Origin of the sequence: Novosphingobium sp., from assembly GCF_025351285.1 — a bacterium.
Taxonomy (GTDB): domain Bacteria; phylum Pseudomonadota; class Alphaproteobacteria; order Sphingomonadales; family Sphingomonadaceae; genus Novosphingobium.
This window is the reverse complement of record NZ_JANXWG010000056.1, coordinates 14,822-33,758: the sequence shown is the minus strand read 5'-3', so window position 1 is coordinate 33,758 and position 18,937 is coordinate 14,822. Positions and strand designations below refer to the sequence as shown.

Here is an 18,937-nt window from a genome sequence, read left to right as displayed (position 1 = left end):
GTCGCAATTCGGCTAGCTTTTCGCCGTTCAGTCACGCTTAAAACGGACACCGCCATGGGCGGCCTTCCGAATGGGAAAGGGTCTACACCAATGCTTCGCAATCTGCTCATTGCCGCCACGCTCGGCGGCGCCGCCATCGCTGTTCCGGCCATGGCCGCCGACACGCCAACCGCTGCGGCAGCCACCGCGCCTGCCGCCGCCCCCGCAGCCAAGGCCGCGTTCTCGGTTGACGATACCGACATCGGCACGCTGCTCGACAATCCTGCCACCAGGGCGGTGATCGACAAGCTGCTGCCAGGGCTCAGCACCAACCCGCAGATCGACATGGCCCGCGCGATGACGCTCAAGCAGGTCCAGGGCTATGCGCCCGACAAGATCAAGGACGAATCGCTGGTCAAGGTCGACGCCGAACTGGCCAAGATCCCGGCCAAGTAAGCCAAACGGTGGCCCGGCCTTCGCGCTGAGCGAGGCCGGGCTACGCCAAACGCGGCCTTTTCAACCCGGCTTGATCGTTGCCATGGCCGGACCAAGGCCAGCCCGCGAACGAGAACTGCGCGGGCTTCGACCTCGCCGAAACCGGCGAACTGCCGCCGATCCCCGCTTCGCCCAGATAGTCCATCACGGTCCACACGAAATCGCCGATCAGCTACGGGCTCCGATCGGCCAGGTCCCAGCAAGCCGCTGTCGTGGTGGATGCAGCCGCCGCGCAGTTTGGCGGGCTTGCCGTTGACCGCGATGCCAGAGTCGGGCCCAGCCTCGGAAGCCAAGGTCACGATCCGCACGCCGAAAGGGGTTTGGCCGATGTGGCGCCCGCCCACGGCCACGCCGTTGCACCAGACTCCTACGTTCAGATAGACGCTGTCGAAATCGAGCCCGCAAACAGCGCCGGATTGGCCGCAAGTTCCCCGGTCGGGCAGCCGCCCAATGCCAGGCGATAGCGGTCGCCCGGGGGCGGCATGAACGGCAGCCGACGGATAATTGGGTGCGTCTTTCGGTCGATCGCTCGTTCTGAGATGGCGTAGTGGCAGGATCACAAGCAATTGGGGGCGCACCTTTCGGTACGCCCCCATCACCGGTAGCAAGTGCGCTATCAGCCTGACGTTCAGAACGTTTTGCTGAAGCCCACCTTGATCACCCGGCCCAGCGTGTAATTGTTGTAGCTGTTGAACGAGTTGCTGCCGCGCTTGATCGTCTGCGGCAGCGCTTCGAACAGGTTGTTCACCACGAGCCGCAACGATGTGCCCGCCAGCACCCCGCTGTTTTCACCGAATTCATAGCCGAGATTGAGGTTGGCCACCACGAACGGGTTCACAACCTCGATCAGGCCGAGATTGTTCTGCGCCTGATCGTGATACTTGCCGGTGTAGTACACCGTGACGCGGGCGGAAGCCCCGCCGGACTTCAACGCCACGAATGACACGGCTGAAAAGCGCGGGCCGCCATTGCCGCGTTCGTCGGTGGTCACGCCGCCTTTGGTGATTTGTGCCTTGGTTTGCTGCGTCCCCGAAACCCCCAGCGAGAGGCGCCCGAAGCTGGTGTCCGCATCGAAGTTCGCGTGGAAGTCGATGCCCTTCACTTTGGCAGCGTTGAGGTTGCTGGTCCGCGTATCGACCACGATCGCCACATTGGAGAACGCCTGCTGTGCACCCAGTTGTCCGCCGTTGGTCAGCGTCTTGAGGATCGCCTGGTACGTCGGGTCCTGCGGATTGTAGGTGTAGAGGTTCGGGTTGGTGCTGTAAGTGTTGAGATTTGAAGGGTTGAGCGTCCCGAGCGCATTCTGCAGATCGATCGAGTAGAATTCGCCACCGAAGCGGAAGTTCGATGTTGGCGTGACTTCGAAGCCGAGCGCGAAGTTCTTCGAGGTCTGCGGCTTCAGGCCCGGGCCCGAGCCTTGCAATACCAGTGCGCACGAACCCTGCTTCAGCGTATCCCGGCCCAGCGGATCGGTCGGCCGCTGCGCGACGGTGCCGCCCGGCACGTAGATGCCGCAGACGAACCGCCCGGTAGCAATCGCCAGATCGTCGACCGCGGTCGGCGCGTTGTACGATGTGTTGTAGTGGCCATAGGCCTTGAACCACGAAACCGGCTTGAAGGTCACACCCACGTTGGGATTGGTGGTGTGGCCGAAGTCGCTGTAGCTGTCGAAGCGCACCGAGCCGGTAACGTCGAGGAACGAGGCCACCGGGATCAGCACTTCGCCGAACAGCGACTTCGAATTGCGCCCGGCCGACATGTAGGGCAGCGCGTTGATCGAGCCGACCGGGCCTGCGGTCAGCCGGCTCTTGGCCGAATTGTCCTGGTATTCGGCGCCCACGGCCAGCTTGACGTTGCCCGCCGGAAGCGAAAGCAGCGAACCATCGGCGACGGTGCGGAACACGAACAGTTGCTGCGTGGTCTGCTGGATGTTGGTGTAGTTCTCGATGTCGGTGATCACCGCACCGCTTGCCGCCGCGACGTTGAACGGGCTGAGCTGGCCCGCGGCAATCCCGGTGCAGCCGGTGATGTAGCATTGCGCCTTGACCGCATCGACACCGGGGAAATCCTGGAAGTTGGTCGAACGGCCGTAGTGGAGGTTGTTGCGGACATGCCAGTCACCGCCCAGCTTGATGTCGAGCTCGGGACTGACGCCCCAGGTTTCGAAGCCGATCCGCTGCGGGAGATTCCGGTTGGCGGCGTTGGGGCTGAACGAGAAGCTGGTGCCGCCGGGAATGGCGGTCACGCTGCCCACGGCCGCGCCAGGGAACGCTGCACCGACCAGCGCACCGGTGGTCAGCGGGCTGCCTGCCGCCGTAAAGCCACGAGGAAACTGGCTGAGTTCGATGTCACGCTTCGAGAAATACGCGGTCATCCGGAAGTCGATGTTTTCCGCGACCTGCTGCGTGATCGCACCATAGACGTTGGTGCGGCGTAGGAGCGGCGAGTACGACTGCGAGGAAGTGGCGTCGCACGGCGTTCCGACCGGGAATGTGCCAGCGCCCGGCGCTGCGGGATTGTTGGTGAACTGCGCCGCGCCGGGTCCGAAGCGGAACCAGCGGGTTTCGGTGCCGACCGGGGTCGGGCACTGGGTGAAGGTGAACGCACCGACGCCGGCGGCGTTGTACACCAGGCCCGATGCCCAGGTGGTTTCACCGTTCAGCACGTTGTCGCGATTGGCGTGGCTGACCGCGACATAGGCATTGCCGGTGGCCCAGCTCTTGCCCGCGATGCCCGAGACATCGTATTCGTGGAAGCCCTTGATCGTGGTGCCGAAACCGAAGTTGCCGTCGATCTTGAAGCCATCGAACTTCTTGCGCGTGCGGAAGTTGATAACGCCGGCAACCGCATCGGCGCCGTAAAGCGAAGTGCCGCCATCGGTCACCACGTCAACGCCTTCGAGCACCACCGTGGGGACCACGTCGGGATCGAGCGAAGCCTGGTTGACCCCGACCGGCGCCACACGCATGCCATCGACGAGCAGCAGCGTGAGCGCACCCGAGGTGCTGTTGGTTGATGGCAGGCTGCGCAAGTTGGGACGCGTGGTCGAAATGCCAGCCGCATAGCCGCGCGGATCACCTTCTGGCCGGCCGTTGAAGTTGTTGGCGATCTGCGGGATCACGCTGAGCAGTTCGTTGGTCGACGTCGCCGCCTTGTCGGTGATGATCTTCTGGTCGATCGTGATGGTCTGCGATCCGACGACCGCAGTGCCGCGGATCAGCGTACCGGTGACGACGATCTCGCTGTCGGGCTTGGCAGTGTCGGCCGCTGCATCGGCAGCAGGTTCGGCGGCGACTGGCGCGGCCTCTGCGGCAAATGCCGGTGTTGTCAGTGAAGCCAGGCTGACGCCGGCAAGCGCGATTGTGCGATAGAGACGCATAGTATCCCTCCCAGGTGCGGCGGACCCGATTTTCGGTATCCATTGAACAGACCTGTTGATTACAGCGGATTGGCGCCGCGACAAATGCAAATGCCCGGCTTGGCGCCCGTTGCAGCATTCCATCGCTTCGGCGATGCATGAATGCGGCATCCGCCAAGCATCGCCACCGCAATTGCCGGTGGCTGGCCAAGGCCCGATCAGACCGACATAACGCGCCGGCGTGCGGGCATGCACTGTCCGGTCCCGCCAAGTCCGAGAGTGCCTTCATGACCAAGCCGCAAGCGTCCCCTGCCCAGCCCGATTGGGAAAATGCATGGGCTACCTTCGACGCCGCTGCCGAATGGCGCGACTTCACCGCCGATGCTCGACCGCTCAACGCGGCGGTGCTGTGCTGCGATCGGCATGCCGTGGGCGCGGCTGTGGCGTTGGTCTCGCGGACCCGCGACGGTGTGGTCGAACGCCTGACTTTCGCCGAGTTGCAAGAACAGTCCGAACGTTTCGCGCACGTGCTGGCCGATTGCGGAGTCGTGGCGGGCGATCGGGTGGCGGGCCTGCTGCCGCGTGTGCCCGAACTGCTCGTCACCATCGTGGCGACATGGCGGCTCGGCGCGGTGTACCAGCCGCTGTTCACCGCGTTCGGCCCCAAGGCGATCGAGCATCGCGTCGGCACCTCGGGTGCCAAGGTCATCGTGACCGATCGCGCCAACCGGTCCAAGCTCGATGAGGTGCCGCATTCGGCACGGATCGTTACACTCGCCGGGGACGACGCCACCCCACTGTCGCCGGGCGATCTCGATTTTCATGCCGAACTGGCCGCCCGCGAACCCGGCCTGCCGCCGGTGCCGCGCGAACCCGACGATCCGTTCCTGATCATGTTCACTTCGGGCACCACCGGCCTCGCCAAGCCCTTGCTGGTGCCGATCCGCGCGATTCTGTCGATGGCGCACTATACCCGCGATGCCGTGGGCCTGTGCGATCAGGACACCTTCTGGAACGTAGCCGATCCGGGCTGGGCCTATGGGCTGTACTATGCCGTGGTGGGTCCATTGGCGCTGGGCCACTCGACAATGCTGCACGACGCACCCTTCACCGTTGCCGGAACCGTCGCCGCAATCCGCGAGCATGGCGTCACCAACCTGGCGGGATCGCCCACTGCCTTCCGCCTCATCATGGCGGCTGGCCCCGAGGCGGTCGCGCCGATCAAGGGCCAGCTTCGCGCGGTGAGCAGCGCGGGCGAGCCATTGAACCCCGAGGTGATCCGCTGGTTCGCCGCGCATCTCGATGTCGTGATCCACGATCACTACGGCCAGACCGAAACCGGCATGGTGCTGTGCAACCACCACGCTTTTGCGCACCCGGTGCTCCAGGGATCGGCCGGGGTTTCGATGCCCGGCTGGCGGGTGACGGTGATCGACGAGGCGGGCAACGACCTGCCGCCTGGCGTTCCCGGTGAACTGGCGCTCGATCTGGCGCAATCGCCGCTGTTCTGGTTCACCGGCTACGACGGCCTTGCCACACCCGCCCTCGGGCCCGCGCATTATCGCAGCGGCGACACCGCCGAATTGAATCCCGATGGCTCGATCAGTTTCGTCGGGCGGGCGGACGACGTCATCACCTCGGCCGGCTACCGCATCGGGCCGTTCGATGTGGAGAGCGCGCTGCTCGAACATCCGGCCGTCATCGAGGCGGCGGTGGTGGGCAAGCCCGATCCCGAACGCACCGAGATCGTCAAGGCCTTCGTCGTGCTGCGCTCAGTCGAAGATGGGGGCGAGCCCGCCACCACTGCACTGGCCGAAGCCCTGCGGCTCCACGTCAAGGCACGGCTGTCCGCGCACGCCTACCCGCGCGAGGTCGAATTCGTCGACAGCCTGCCCAAGACCCCCAGCGGCAAGATCCAGCGCTTCGTGTTGCGCCTGGCCGAAGCCGCCAAGGCACGCGAGGCCGCCGGCGCGTGAGCCTGATCGAACACCGCCACACCCCCAACGGCTGGCGCATCCGCTGGAACGAAACGCTTGCCCGCCAAGCCCGCGCCGATGGCTGGTGGAGCGACCGCACCGCCGCCGACGCGCTGCTCGAAGTCGCCACCGTCACGCCCGATCGCGTTCTGCTGGTCGACGGCGAAACGCAAATCACCGCAGCAAATCTTGCAGCACAAGCGCAGCAATTGGGCTGCGCCATGCTGTCGCGCGCCGCGCCGGGCAGCGTGGTTTCGTTCATGCTGCCCAACTGGCACGAAGCCGCCGCGATCTATTTCGGCGCCACGCTGGCGGGCATGGTCGCGCACCCGATCCTGCCTTCACTGCGCGATCACGACTTGCGTTTCATGCTGGCGGACGTGGGCAGCAGGATGGTGTTCGTGCCGGGCGAATGGCGCGGCTTCGACTATGCCGCGATGCTGGCGCGCGTCACCGCCGAACTGCCCGACCCGCCCGAAGTCGTCGTCCTGCGCAGCGATCCCGGCGCGCACACCGCCTACGAAGCTCTCCACACCGAGGCACACCGGGTGTCCCTCCCCGCGCTCGATGCCGACGACGTGCGCATGGTCATGTACACCAGCGGCACCACCGGCCGGCCCAAGGGCGTGCTTCACACGCACAACACTCTGGGCGCACTGATCGCGCAGATCGGCGCGCACTGGCTGGTCGATCCGGGCGACCGCTGGCTGGTCCCCTCGCCCGTCAGCCACATCGGCGGATCGATCTATGCTTTCGAAATGCCGGTCCTGCTCGGGACCACCGCCGTGCTGATGGAGCGCTGGGATGCCGCCGAGGCGATCGCGCTGATGGAACAGCACGCCATAACGCACATGGCCGGCGCCACCCCGTTCCTGCGCGGTCTGCTCGATGCCGCAAAGACCGCCGGCACCCATCTGCCGCACCTGAAACTGTTCATCTGCGGCGGTGCCTCGGTCCCGCCCGCGCTGGTCCGCGAGGCGGTCGAATGGTTCGACAAGGCCGTGGTCAGCCGCGTCTATGGTTCGACCGAAGTTCCCGTCACCACCGTGGGCGTGATCGACCGCGACGACGTGACTCACGCCGCCGAAACCGACGGCTGCCCAGGCGTGGCTACCGTCAAGCTTGCCGAAGACGCAGAAATCCGCGCGCGCGGCCCGCAGATGCTGGTCGGCTACGTCCACGCCGAGGACGAATTGACCGCCTTCGACGCCGAAGGCTACTACCGCACGGGTGATCAGGGTGCCTGGATCGACGACAATCACCTCACCGTGACCGGCCGCATCAAGGACCTGATCATCCGCAACGGCGAGAACATCGCGCCCAAGGAAATCGAGGACCTGCTGACCGGCCACCCCGGCATCGCCGAAGTGGCCATCGTCGGCCTGCCCGATCCGCGCACTGGAGAACGCGCAGTGGCGGTGATCGTCCCGCGCGATGGTGATGCACCCGACGTTGCCGAACTCGGACGCTTCCTCGGCAAGCTGGGAGTGGCCCGGTTCAAGGTGCCCGAAGCGGTGGAGGCATGGCCCGCGTTGCCGAAGAACGATGCGGGCAAGGTGCTCAAGCAGGTGATTCGTCAGAAGCTATTGGAGAGTTGGAAAGTAGCCTCCGGCGGGTAAGGGCCATCGCCCTTGCATCCCGGTCCCTAAACCGGTTAAAATTCAACGCTGATCGCCATTGGCACCAGCATCTCCCCCCTCTACGCTGGCACCCGAACGGGGGACACGTGAGCAGGCAATTCATCAACGAATACCGCGCGGAACTCGATCGTCTGCGCAGCGTATCGGGCAGCCGCCGCGAAGGCGTGCTGAGCGAGGCGTTCAAGGATCTGCTCAAGCGCTGGGGCAAGTCGCAGGACCTGGTGTTCAACGCCCAACACGAAATCATCACCCCGCGCGGCAGCCGCATCTATCCCGATGGCGCGCTGCTCCACGCGCTGCGCGTGCCCTTCGGCTATTGGGAGGCCAAGGACGCCCCCGCGAAGTGGTGGGGCAACACCCAGTGGAATAATTTTCGGAATATTTTTCTTGCCTTTTTGGCGAATTGAAGTATCAGGGTCGCGCTATCCTGGGGGCGCGTGATGCTGGAATGGACTCAAGATCAAGCGATGTCACAGCTTGATTTTATCTTCGATCACTTGGACGCGATTTGCCGTGGCGGCTTGGCCCGCTATCAGGAGTATCCAGCGGACATCAGGATAGAGCATGATTCGCGCGCCAAGTTCGCCTGCATCTACTCCCACATGGAGACCGCAGCGCATGCGCGATTGAGCGACCTTTCTAACGTGATCCACAAAGATATTGGGGGATTGAAGGTCTGGATTGTTGGAGAGAAGGCGACGATCCGTTTCAAGAAGATGGACGAGGATGGTCGCACCCGGAACTATCCGACCAAGCAGGCCAAGGATTTCGACAAGCAACTCCCTCTCCCGGGCATCCCTTGCCCGCCGCTCAACTTGGTTGTCGGATACTGGCCGAACTCTCTCGGCACGGACGTCGAGCGGGTGCAGGTGGCCCGCCCGATGGGCAAAGCAATCGATTGGTGTGCCGCTATTGTGCCGACAGATAGCCGCATTGTCGGCCAGCCGCGTTGGTATGATGTGACGCGCCAAGCGCAACTCGGCTGACGTAACTTTTATTGTGGTGAATTATGGCGCGGTTTAATCACCACTTGCTGACTCTCGCCCGGGATTCCCGGGGTGTGACGCAAGCTGAACTGGCTGACATTATCGGAATGGGTCAAGGCACGCTCTCTAAATACGAGACTGGCGTGCTGGACGCTCCAGATGAGTTTGCGGACGACGCCGGAAGTGCGCTCAATTATCCTGCCAGCTTCTTTTTTCAGGCAGGGCGCCCCTTTGGCTTTCCGCCATTCCATTTCAGAAAACGCAAAAAGCTCTCCGCCAAGGCGTTGGGCAAGATCGTCGCCGAAATGAACATTCGGCGGATGCACGTTGAGAAGCTGAGCGTATCGTTTCAGCTAAGCACCAATCGGTTTATTCCTGAAATAGATCGCGACGAATTTCAGGGGCGTACGCTGGGGGTCGCGACGATCAGCGACTTGGCCCGTTCATTGCGAGAATCATGGATGCTTCCTTCTGGGCCGATTGAGAACGTGGTCGACCTCATTGAGGGTAACGGAGGAATCGTTATTCCTTGTGACTTCGGCACCGATCTTCTCGATGCAATGAGTCAGCGCATTGATGGGCTGCCAGTCCTTTTTTTTGTGAACACAAATTCGTCAATGGACAGATTGCGATTCACGCTATGCCACGAGTTAGCCCACATGGTCCTCCACACCACAGAATTTAAAGAAGATGGTGAAATGGAAAAAGAAGCCGACGAATTTGCAGGTTCATTTCTTCTACCTCCCGCTGAATTGCGATCACAACTTCGTAGGTTTGATCTACCTCATCTTGCAAATATGAAGGCTTATTGGAAGGTTTCAATGTCATCTATTGCAATGAACGCGCATAGGCATAAATTGATTACAGATTATCAGCGAAAAATGTTTTTTATTGAAATGAATAGACTCGGATACGCAAAGCGGGAGCCAAACGAGCCTCCGCGCGAACAGCCTAAAATACTCCGGCGAATGATTGAATTTCATAGAACAAAACTAGAATACTCAGATAGCGATATCGCGAACTTACTCTGTGTTACCCCGGAGGACTTCAAGCGCGTCTATCAACCTGATCCTACGTCAACGCGGCATCTTCGCCTTGTAAACTAAAGCTTATTCTTGACGCAGAGGGGTGTGAATCAAGGGACAGCATTCCTATTTTCATCTGACACAGACTTCGCTCGGGTGCCCGCCGCCTTACGTTTCAGCATGCACGGGGCGAGCGTCGCCGATTGAGCCTTCAACAAGTTCCTCGCGCGCTATGGCAAGAAGGCTCTGGCTCCCCGTCCGCTTGCGGGAGGGGTTGGGGGTGGGCACTTTCTTCGTGTTGAGGGTGGGGACCGAGAAGGGAAGAAGAAGGGCCCACCCCTAGCCCCTCCCGCAAGCGGGCGGGGGACTCAGGAGAGCGCTGCCGCTGGTGGGCGGGGGACTGCGATGAGCAAGGATGCGATCTTTGCTTATTGCTACGCCGTGCTGCACGATCCGGTGTACCGCGAGACTTATGCGCTGAACCTCAAGCGCGAATTCCCGCGCATTCCGTTCTATCCCGATTTCGCGCGCTGGGTGGCCTGGGGCGAGGCGCTGATGGCGCTGCATATCGGGTATGAAACCGTGGAACCGTGGCCGATCGAGCGGATCGAAACCCCGCCCAAGCGCGCGCACGGCACGCACCCCAAGCCAGTGCTGAAAAGCCGGCTCGATACGGGCGCCGCAACGGGCTGCGTGGTGGTCGATGCCGATACGCTGCTTGCCGGCATCCCGGCGCAGGCGTGGGACTATCGGCTGGGCAACCGCTCGGCGATCGACTGGGTGCTGGATCAGCATAAGGAAAAAACCCCGCGCGATCCGGTCATCGCCGCGAAGTTCAACACGTATCGCTTTGCCGATTACAAGGAGCCGATGATCGACCTGCTCGCCCGCGTGGTGCGCGTGAGCGTGGAGACGGTGGCGATCACTGAGGCCATGCGCGGGCTGGATCGCGAGGAGTGGGAGTAGCGAAAAACGCTTTCCTACAAGGGCGTGTCGTGCAAGGGCGGCGGCGTTCTTTCACATCGCTATAACCCATTGATCCAAAGCGGAAAAGATGATGAAATTTCATCCATGCGCTTCTTCACTCGCAATACGTCACATGCGCGATGTTAGTGAAGTTGCAAATGCAACCGGTTATGCGCCGCGACTCGTCATCAGCGGCTGGATGCGCGTGCCGAACGCCTCCACGCCCTCGACGAAATCGTCGAAGGTCAGCAGCACGCCGCCGGTGTTGGGAACCTCGGCCATCTCGTCGAGCATCGCTGCCACGCTGGAGTAGGACCCCACCAGCGTGCCCATGTTGATGTTCACCGCCCCCTCGGGCGCGGCGAGCTGGCGGACGTTGGTGTCGGTGTTGACCTTGTCCTTGGCGCCCTGCTCGGCCAGCCAGGCGATCGCGTCGATATCCACGCCGTCGTTGTAGGCCTGCCACTTGGCGTGGGCCTCGGCGTCGGTTTCGGCGGCGATCACCATGACCAGCACGAACACCGAAACGTCGCGCCCGGTCTTCGCGGTGGCGAGCGCCAGCCGTTCGTTGTTGAAGGCGAAGGCGGTCGGGGTGTTGACGCCTTTGCCCAGGCAGAACGCATAGTCCGCCCAGCGTGCCGAAAACGCGAGGCCCGCATCGGACGATCCCGCGCAGATGATCTTCATGTCGCCGGTGGGCTGCGGCCACACCCGGCAATCCTCCATCGTGTAGTACTTGCCCTTGAAGTCCGAGGTGCCGGTCTCCCACAATTCGCGCAGGATGTGGGCGTATTCGTCGAGCACATCGTAGCGGTTGCGGAAGTGCTCGTCGCCCGGCCACAGCCCCATCTGCGTGTACTCGGGCGGCTGCCAGCCGGTGATGAGGTTGAGCCCGAAGCGGCCGTGGCTGATCGAATCGATCGTGTTGCACATCCGCGCGGCAAAGGCGGGCGGAATGATCAGCGTGGGACACGTGGCGTAGATCTTGATCTTCTCGGTCACCGCGGCGAGGCCAGCCATCAGCGTGAAGCTTTCCAGCCCATAGTCCCAGAACTGCGTCTTGCCGCCGAACCCGCGCAGCTTGATCATCGACAGCAGGAAATCGAGCCCGTACTTCTCGGCGCGGATCGCGATCTCCTTGTTGAGATCGAAGCTGGGCATGTACTGCGGCGCGGCCTCGCTGATCAGCCAGCCGTTGTTGTTGATGGGCACGAAAACGCCGACTTGCATGGGGTTCAGCTCCTGAGGAAGTCGAGGATGTCGCTGGTGACGGCGGCAGCATCGGTGACGTTGACGGCGTGTGCACCCCACGGGCGAACGATGCTGCGCGCGTGGGGCAACAGCGATTGAAGGCTGGTGCTGTTGAACGAGGGCACCAGCAGGTCGTCGGTCGCGCAGACGAGCAAGGTCGGCACTTCAATCGAACCAGCCCACGCGCGGCAATCGAACGCCCTTGCCGCAGCGACGCGCCGCTCCATCGTCAAGTCGCCTGGCCAGTTGGCGAGGTGCTGTGCGGCTTCGGCGCGCAGCACGGCGTCATGCCCGGACAGCCAATCGGGCGGGAACAGGAACAGCGGCTGGGCTTCCAGATAGGCCGCGGCTCCTGCCTTGCGCAGCAGCGTGAGGCGCACATCGAAGCAGCGCGCGGTCTGCGGATCGAGGCTGGCCCACCCATTGATGACGACAGTCCGGTTCACCCGCGCCGGAGCTGCCCTTGCCGCTTCAAGCGCGGCCATGCCCCCGATCGCATGGCCGACGATGGCTGCACTCCCGACGTCCAATGCACCCATCAACGCGAGGATGTCGGCGCCAAGATCGGCCAGCGTCAGACCTTCGGGGCTTGCTCGATCGCTCCGCCCCGTCCCGCGATGATCGTAGGCGATCACCCGAAAATGCTCGGCCAGCCCCGGGAGATTCGGCGCCCAGTAACCCGCCGATCCGCCAAGTCCCGACGACAGGATCAGTGGCGGCGCGTCGGGCGGGCCATGCTCCTCGTAGTAAAGGCCTGCTGCTTCAGGCAATGTGCGCCACGCTGGCGATCTCAACCAGGCAATCAGTCTTCACCAGGTCCGCGCGGATGCAGTATCGCGCGGGCTTGGCGGCGGGGAAGTACTCGGCATAGACCGCATTGAACGCGGCGTAATCGGCCAGGTCTTTGAGGAAGATGTGGTTCATCGCCACGTCCGCCAGGGTAGCGCCGGAGGCCTCCAGCGTTATCCTGATCACGTCGAGCACATGCCGGGTCTGCGCGGCAGCATCGCCCACGTGCAGCACCGCGCCGCCTTCGCCGAGCGCCAGCACGCCCGAGACATAGACGGTGTTCCCTGCCTTCGCTCCCGCCGAATAAGGCGCGATCGGGGTGGGGAACTGGGGCGGATTGATCGGTTCGAATGGCATTAGTCTGCTCCCGAAGATTGGCCCACGCTGCCGCAGAAATCGGCGACCGTGCTGACCCAGCCGAAGAACTTCTCGACGTTATAGACCGTCGCCTGCTGGATGAAATCGGGCCCCAGGTGGTGCGTCGCATCCTCCAGCAGCACTCCGAAATATTCGAGGTGGAACGCGTCGCGCAGCGTCGATTCCACGCAGACGTTGCTGGCGATGCCCACGAACACCAGCGTCCTGATCCCGCGCGCGCGCAGCACGCTGTCGAGCTGCGAATTGAAGAACGCGCTGTAGCGGGTCTTGTGCACGCGGATATCGCCAGGCTTTGGCGCCAGCGCATCGACCAGTTCGTAATCCCACCCGCCGCGCGCCAGCAGTTGCCCCGCCAGCTCGGGCCGCGCGTGCATGGTCTTGAGCGCATTGGATTTGTGCCAGTTGGGAGAACCCGGCCCGCCCGCCTCGACATAGTCCGTGTCCCAGCCGTTCTGCAGAAACACCACCGCCATGCCAGCGCCCCGCGCCACATCGAGCACTTGCCCGATCCGTCTGATCACCCCCGCCGCTCCGGCGATGTCGAACCCCGCCAGATCGACGTAGCCGCCCGCCGAAGCATAGGCGTTCTGCATATCCACCACGATCACCGCCGTACTGGCCGGATCGACCTTGATCGGCTCGGGCCGCGCAGGCAGCGTGACCGAGTTCGGACCGGTCATTGGCGGGTGGATGACTGTCGTCATGGCGGCGTGCCTTTCGTAAGACGCGAACCTTCCCGAATGAGGCGCTGGATGCAAGCCTGTTGAAGCGGAAGGCTAATTCCCGATCGCAGACTCCGGCAGCGCGCGAGCGATCAATCCGGCGCACGAACCGGCCGCGCTTGACAAGGCAGGCCGCACGCCGCCCATGGATGCCATGAAAACCGCCATCATCACCGGCGCCGGCAGCGGCATCGGCCTCGCCACCGCCAAGTTGCTGCACCAGGCCGGGATGGCCGTGTTCGGAGTCGGGCGCGATCCGGGCAAGCTGGCGGGCATCGCCACCGCGCTCGGTACCGAAGCGCGGGTGGCCACGCTGGCGATCGACGTCACGGCGAAGGACGCGCCGGCACGGATCGTCGCAACCGCGCTCGAACGGTTCGGATCGATCGATTTCCTGATCAACAACGCCGGGATCGGCAGCCCCAGTCCGCTCCACGAAACCGATGACGACGCGCTCGATCACTTCCTGAACGTGATGCTGCGCGCACCATTCCGGTTATGCCGCGATTGTGTGCCGCACATGAAGCCAGGCTCGGGCGTGGTCAACGTCACTTCCACCTTTGCCATGATCGGCGGCCGACGCGGTGGGGCTTATTCGGCGGCAAAAGGCGGCTTGAAGTCTTTGACCGAGCACATGGCTTGCGAATACGGTCCGCAGGGTATCCGCTCCAACTGCGTGGCGCCGGGCGTTACGATGACCGATATGGTTCGCCACCGCTTCGAGGACGAAACGTTCCAGCGGGTCAATGTCGATACCACACCTTACCCGCGCCTGGCCGAACCCGAGGACGTTGCCGCCACCATCGCTTTCCTGTGCTCGCCCGGCGGCGAGATGCTCAATGGCCAGTCGATCGTGGTCGATGGCGGCTGGACGCGCACCAAGTACCTGAGCCCGCGCGCAACCACGTCGAAGTGGGTTCCGGCCGACTGACCGGTTGCCACGATGCGAGAACGCCTGCACGGTGGCTGCCAAACACGGCCCCGGGGGATGCGATGAAGCACGGAACGATAAGCGCGAAGGTTTTCCTGGCCGCGCTCGCAGTGACGGGGCAACCGCTCGCCGCAAAAGTCGTGCGTATCGAAGCCGCGGCGCCCGTGCCGATGGCGCCGGTTGCGGGCCGCGCGGCTTACGAGCGGGTCGACGGGCTGTTTTTCGGTGAGATCGATCCCAAGGCGCCCGCCAACGCCATTATCACCGACCTTGCGCTCGCGCCGCGCAATGCACGCGGGATGGTCGAATACAGCGCCAGCTTCGCCATCGCGCGGCCGGTCGATCCCGCCAAATCAAGCGGCGTGCTCTACTACGACGTGGCCAACCGCGGCGGTGGCGTCAGCCTTGAACCCGACGAAGATGGCCACGTCCGCGTGGTCAGCGGCTGGCAGGGCGATATCGAACCGGGCCCGCGCGCACTTTATGCCGTGGTGCCAGTGGCGCGCAATTCGGATGGCTCCTCGATCACCGGCCCGATCCTGGCGCGCATGATCAACTTGCCGGCGGGTGGGCATTCAACCGCTATCATCGGCGGATTCGGACGTCCGACGCGGCTGGCCGAGCCGGTCTCAGTCGACACCGCGAAAGCCAGCCTCGTCATCGAACGCGACCGCCGCGCCGATGAGCAGGTGCCCGCAAGCGACTGGGCCTTCGGCGATTGCCGCACCGCGCCATTCCCCGGCACGCCCGATCCGGCGCGGCTGTGCCTGAAGGCCGGGTTCGATCCCGACGCCGCTTACCGACTGACGTATCGGGGCAGGGACCCGCGCGTGCTCGGCATCGGCTTTGCCGCGACGCGCGACCTGATCGCCTATTTGCACGCCCATCCCGAGGCGGCCGGCTCGACGATCCACTGGGCAGTGGGTGTTGGCAATTCGCAAAGCGGCAATTTCCTGCGCAGTTTCGTCCACCTGGGCTTCAACGCCGACGAAGCGGGCACCCGCGTGTTCGACGGGATCAACCCCAACATCGCCGCGCGGCAGATCGTCCTCAACCAGCGCTTCGGCGTGCCCGGCGGTGCGGCGCAAATGTGGGAACCGGGCAGCGAGGGCACGCTGTGGTGGGGCCGTTACACCGATAGCGCTCGCCATCACGCTGCGTCGAGCCTGCTCGACCGCTGCAACCGCTCTGCAACTTGCCCCAAGGTGATCGAAACCTTCGGCTCGGCCGAAATCTGGAACTTGCGGATGTCGCCCGACCTGATCGGCACCGACTCCCGCGCCGACATCGCGTTGCCCGCCAACGTGCGCCGCTACTACTTTGCCGGGATCACGCATGGCGGATCATGGGTCGGCGGCTTCCCGGCGAAGGGCGAAAGCGCTCCGCCCACCTGCACCCTGCCCGGCGATCCCGCCAGCGAGCGCGAGATCCTGCGCGTGGCGCGCAAACGGCTGGTCGATTGGGTGACGGGCAAGCACCAGCCCCCGGCCAGCCGTTATCCCATGCTGGCGCGCGGTGATCTCGTCCAGCCGAACAGCAAGGCGATGGGCTGGCCCGCGATCCCCGACGCGCCGCGCCCCGACGGCAAGCAGAACCCGCTGGCCGATTACGATTTCGGCCCCGGCTTCATCACCGCCGACGTCAGCGGCGTCGCGACCCGGCAACCGCCGGTCCTGCGGCAAGTGCTGCCGCAGCGCGTGCCCCGCGTGAACGCCGACGGCAACGAAACCGCCGGCGTCCTGCCCATCCAGTTGCAAGTTCCCACCGGCACCTACACCGGCTGGAACGTGACAGGCACAGGCTATGGCACGGGCGGAGGGTGCAGCCTGTTCGGCGGCTACATCCCGTTCGCGCGCACCAAGGCCGAGCGCATCGCCAACGGTGATCCGCGCCCCAGCCTGGAAGAACGCTACGCCGATCACGCCGGCTTCGTCGCGCACGTCAAGGCCGCCACCGCGCGCAGCCTGGCCGACGGCTGGTTGCTGCCCGACGATGCTGCGCGGGTGATCGCGCAGGCCGAAGCGAGCGATGTGTTGAATTAGGGCTGCGTCAGGCAGCCACCGCCCTGCGGCAGAACTCGCGGATTTCCTCGGCCAGCGCCTCTCGCCGCGCGCGGTCGGGCGTGGCGGCTTCCTCGGCGATCAACTGTGTGTGAACGGTCGTGGACACCAGATTGTACACCAGCGCGGCCATCCTGGCCGGATCGCCCGCGCGCACTTGCCCCGCCGCCATGCCATCGGCCAGGTGTGCGGCGATCAGGTCTATCAGCGGGGCAACCGCGGCTTGCAATTCGGGCGGATGCGCCTCGGCCAGCCGCAGATGTTCGCGCGACAGCGCCGCGCTGCGGCGGTTCGAACCACTGTCGTGCGCACCTTCGATCGCTGCGCTGCCCATGACAATCCCGGTGACGATCGCTTCCACCCGCGCCAGCGGATCGGGCAAGCGGATCACCGCTTCGGCGAAATAGCCCGCCGCCAGCCGCAGAGTGTACGCAAACACTGCCAGCACCAGGGCGTCCTTGCCCGCAAAGCAATCGTAAAAGGCCCGCCGCGCCAGTCCGGTCCGCGCCAGGACCGCACGGATCGTCAGCCCCTCCAGCCCGGCCGAATCGAGCAACTCGTACGCCGCCAGGACGATCCGCCCGGCGCGGTCATCTTCGGTCGCACTTGGCGTCGAATCAGCCGCCTTGTCCGCCAACACCTGCTCCTACACCGCCCCTGCGATCACCGGCGCGCCCGATCTCGCTTCCTTTTTGCCACTATCACGCTATACACAGTGCGTCGAGAACGCTGTTCTCAAGCAAATGGAAAAGGATGAAGCCATGCCTTCGGTGACTTACATCGCGGCCAGCGGCGCCACGCACACGGTCGATGTACCGCTGGGCGAAAACGTCATGCGCGGGGCGCTCTACAACGATATCGACGGGATCATCGGCGAATGCGGCGGCGGGCTCGCTTGCGCCACCTGCCATTGCTACGTCGACGCGGCGTGGACCGACAAGGTCGGCGGACCATCGTCTCAGGACGAACGCGACATGCTCGAATCCGCTGGCGCTGAAGTGCGGCCGACAAGCCGGCTGTCGTGCCAGATCGACATGACCCCCGCGCTCGACGGGCTGGTCGTCCATCTGCCCGAAACCCAGTTCTGACAGACGCGTTGCGCCCAGGAGATTGATGATGCCGATCGACGCTGCCAACCCCGTTCCGCCCACGTATCCGCGCCGCGTCGGCATGGACCAGGTGCCTGCGCACGTGCCCAAGGATCTGATCCGATCGGCCGGGATCACTTTCGGCCCCGAATTCCTGGCGGCGCCGCACGCCTACATGGCTGGGCTGCACGACACGATGCCGCCGATCTTCTACGACGTCGGTCCGATGGGCAACGCCTGGCAAGTCCTCAAGCACGAGGACGCGCTGCACATCCTGCGCCATCCCGAGACCTTCTCGAACGCGGGCGCCACCCCCTTCCCGCGCGATCCGGACGATTATTTCTACTTCATCCCACAGGAAATCGACCCGCCGCACCACCGCAAGTACCGCAACATCGTCGATCCCGTGTTCAGCCCGCAAGGCGTGCTTAAGCTGGAAGGCAAGGTCCGCAAGCTGGCCAACGACCTGATCGACCAGTTCATCGATGCGGGAAGTTGCGAATTCACCGAGGCTTATGGCCGCCCGCTGCCGGTGATGGTGTTCCTCGACATCATGGGCCTGCCGCAAGCCATGCGCGACACTTTCGTCGAATGGGCGATGGCGCTGCTTCATTCGAACGATCGCGCGACCATGGCCGAAACGATGGGCAAGATCACCGCCTATCTCAAGTCGGCGATCGCCGAAAAGAAGGCCCAGCCCGACGATGGCGTGGTCAGCCTGATCGCCCACGCCGCGCCCGGCGGGGTACCGCTGTCGGACAAGGAGGTGTTCGGCTTCGTGTGCTTCCTGTTCATCGGCGGGCTCGACACGGTGTTCGCCAGCATGAACAACATCTGGCTCTATCTGGCGCAGAACCCCGCCAAGGTGCGCGAGATGATCGCCGATCCCGACAATATCAACGCGCAACTGGAAGAACTGCTGCGGGTATGGTCGGTCACGTTCTCGGGCCGCGTGCTGATCCAGGATGTGGAGATGCGCGGCGTGCAGTTGAAGAAGGACGACCGCGTGACCTGCGTCCTGCCCGCGTGCAACTTCGACCCCGAGGTGTTCCCCAACCCGCGCGAAGTCGATTTCCACCGCCCCAGGAAGACCACGCTGGCCTTCACTGTCGGCGTCCATAGTTGCATGGGCGCACACTTGGCGCGGCTGGAAATGAAGATCGCCTTGCAGGAATGGCTGCGGCGGATACCCGAGTTCGCGGTAAAGCCCGGCACCAGGATCGAGTACCGGCCGGGTGGGGTCGTGGGGCCGGAGGCGGTGCCGCTGGTCTGGTGATCCGCTAGCCTCCCCCG

General features: G+C 64.1%; 17 protein-coding genes. 11 read left to right on the top strand and 6 right to left on the bottom strand.

The window, feature by feature from the left end:
• Window positions 1–90 precede the first annotated feature (90 nt).
• Window positions 91–435, top strand: a complete 345-nt coding sequence (locus Q0R16_RS06945) for a hypothetical protein (RefSeq protein WP_295634068.1) — start codon at window positions 91–93, stop codon at window positions 433–435.
• A gap of 667 nt (window positions 436–1,102) precedes the next feature.
• On the opposite strand, the gene Q0R16_RS06940 is transcribed toward Q0R16_RS06945, so the two are convergent.
• Complete coding sequence (locus Q0R16_RS06940) at window positions 1,103–3,853, bottom strand: TonB-dependent receptor (RefSeq protein ID WP_295634065.1); 2,751 nt, start codon at window positions 3,851–3,853, stop codon at window positions 1,103–1,105.
• A gap of 266 nt (window positions 3,854–4,119) precedes the next feature.
• Here Q0R16_RS06940 and Q0R16_RS06935 point away from each other — a divergent pair, with 266 nt between their 5' ends.
• The 6 genes from Q0R16_RS06935 (at window position 4,120) to Q0R16_RS06910 (ending at window position 10,425) form a co-directional block, all read left to right on the top strand.
• Window positions 4,120–5,808 (top strand): AMP-binding protein, encoded by a 1,689-nt coding sequence (locus Q0R16_RS06935; protein ID WP_295634062.1) that lies wholly within the window; start codon window positions 4,120–4,122, stop codon window positions 5,806–5,808.
• On the top strand, window positions 5,805–7,427 hold the full coding sequence (locus Q0R16_RS06930; RefSeq protein WP_295634059.1) for an AMP-binding protein: 1,623 nt from the start codon (window positions 5,805–5,807) through the stop codon (window positions 7,425–7,427). Before Q0R16_RS06935 ends, Q0R16_RS06930 begins: the two co-directional genes overlap by 4 nt.
• A gap of 107 nt (window positions 7,428–7,534) precedes the next feature.
• Window positions 7,535–7,855 (top strand): hypothetical protein, encoded by a 321-nt coding sequence (locus tag Q0R16_RS06925; RefSeq protein ID WP_295634056.1) that lies wholly within the window; start codon window positions 7,535–7,537, stop codon window positions 7,853–7,855.
• Window positions 7,856–7,885: 30 nt separating this feature from the next.
• Window positions 7,886–8,434: a hypothetical protein gene (locus tag Q0R16_RS06920; RefSeq protein ID WP_295634052.1), complete on the top strand. Its 549-nt coding sequence runs from the start codon at window positions 7,886–7,888 to the stop codon at window positions 8,432–8,434.
• A gap of 23 nt (window positions 8,435–8,457) precedes the next feature.
• Complete coding sequence (locus Q0R16_RS06915) at window positions 8,458–9,540, top strand: XRE family transcriptional regulator (RefSeq protein WP_295634049.1); 1,083 nt, start codon at window positions 8,458–8,460, stop codon at window positions 9,538–9,540.
• Window positions 9,541–9,705: 165 nt separating this feature from the next.
• On the top strand, window positions 9,706–10,425 hold the full coding sequence (locus tag Q0R16_RS06910; RefSeq protein ID WP_295634096.1) for a type ISP restriction/modification enzyme: 720 nt from the start codon (window positions 9,706–9,708) through the stop codon (window positions 10,423–10,425).
• A 168-nt stretch (window positions 10,426–10,593) separates the two neighbouring features.
• Here the strand turns inward: Q0R16_RS06910 and rutA are convergent, their stop codons facing one another.
• Genes rutA through rutB form a run of 4 tightly spaced genes read right to left on the bottom strand, consistent with a single transcriptional unit; the run spans window position 10,594 to window position 13,547 of the window.
• Window positions 10,594–11,655 (bottom strand): pyrimidine utilization protein A, encoded by a 1,062-nt coding sequence (gene rutA / locus Q0R16_RS06905; protein WP_295634046.1) that lies wholly within the window; start codon window positions 11,653–11,655, stop codon window positions 10,594–10,596.
• Between the two features lie 5 nt (window positions 11,656–11,660).
• Window positions 11,661–12,446, bottom strand: coding sequence for a pyrimidine utilization protein D (rutD, locus tag Q0R16_RS06900; RefSeq protein ID WP_295634043.1), 786 nt, complete (start codon window positions 12,444–12,446; stop codon window positions 11,661–11,663).
• On the bottom strand, window positions 12,439–12,822 hold the full coding sequence (locus tag Q0R16_RS06895; RefSeq protein ID WP_295634040.1) for a Rid family hydrolase: 384 nt from the start codon (window positions 12,820–12,822) through the stop codon (window positions 12,439–12,441). Before Q0R16_RS06895 ends, rutD begins: the two co-directional genes overlap by 8 nt.
• Entirely contained in the window at window positions 12,822–13,547 is a 726-nt protein-coding gene (rutB, locus tag Q0R16_RS06890) for a pyrimidine utilization protein B (RefSeq protein ID WP_295634037.1), read from the bottom strand. The genes Q0R16_RS06895 and rutB overlap by 1 nt, the downstream gene beginning before the upstream one ends.
• A 172-nt stretch (window positions 13,548–13,719) precedes the next feature.
• Here rutB and Q0R16_RS06885 point away from each other — a divergent pair, with 172 nt between their 5' ends.
• Window positions 13,720–14,496, top strand: coding sequence for an SDR family oxidoreductase (locus tag Q0R16_RS06885; protein ID WP_295634034.1), 777 nt, complete (start codon window positions 13,720–13,722; stop codon window positions 14,494–14,496).
• A 62-nt stretch (window positions 14,497–14,558) separates the two neighbouring features.
• Entirely contained in the window at window positions 14,559–16,538 is a 1,980-nt protein-coding gene (locus Q0R16_RS06880) for an alpha/beta hydrolase domain-containing protein (protein WP_295634031.1), read from the top strand.
• A gap of 7 nt (window positions 16,539–16,545) precedes the next feature.
• Here the strand turns inward: Q0R16_RS06880 and Q0R16_RS06875 are convergent, their stop codons facing one another.
• Window positions 16,546–17,193, bottom strand: coding sequence for a TetR/AcrR family transcriptional regulator (locus Q0R16_RS06875; protein WP_295634028.1), 648 nt, complete (start codon window positions 17,191–17,193; stop codon window positions 16,546–16,548).
• A gap of 124 nt (window positions 17,194–17,317) precedes the next feature.
• Here Q0R16_RS06875 and Q0R16_RS06870 point away from each other — a divergent pair, with 124 nt between their 5' ends.
• Both Q0R16_RS06870 and Q0R16_RS06865 read left to right on the top strand, forming a co-directional pair.
• The gene (locus Q0R16_RS06870) at window positions 17,318–17,644 is read left to right on the top strand and encodes a 2Fe-2S iron-sulfur cluster-binding protein (protein ID WP_295634025.1); all 327 of its coding nucleotides are present in this window, start codon (window positions 17,318–17,320) and stop codon (window positions 17,642–17,644) included.
• Between the two features lie 28 nt (window positions 17,645–17,672).
• Window positions 17,673–18,920: a cytochrome P450 gene (locus tag Q0R16_RS06865; RefSeq protein WP_295634023.1), complete on the top strand. Its 1,248-nt coding sequence runs from the start codon at window positions 17,673–17,675 to the stop codon at window positions 18,918–18,920.
• Window positions 18,921–18,937: the final 17 nt, after the last annotated feature.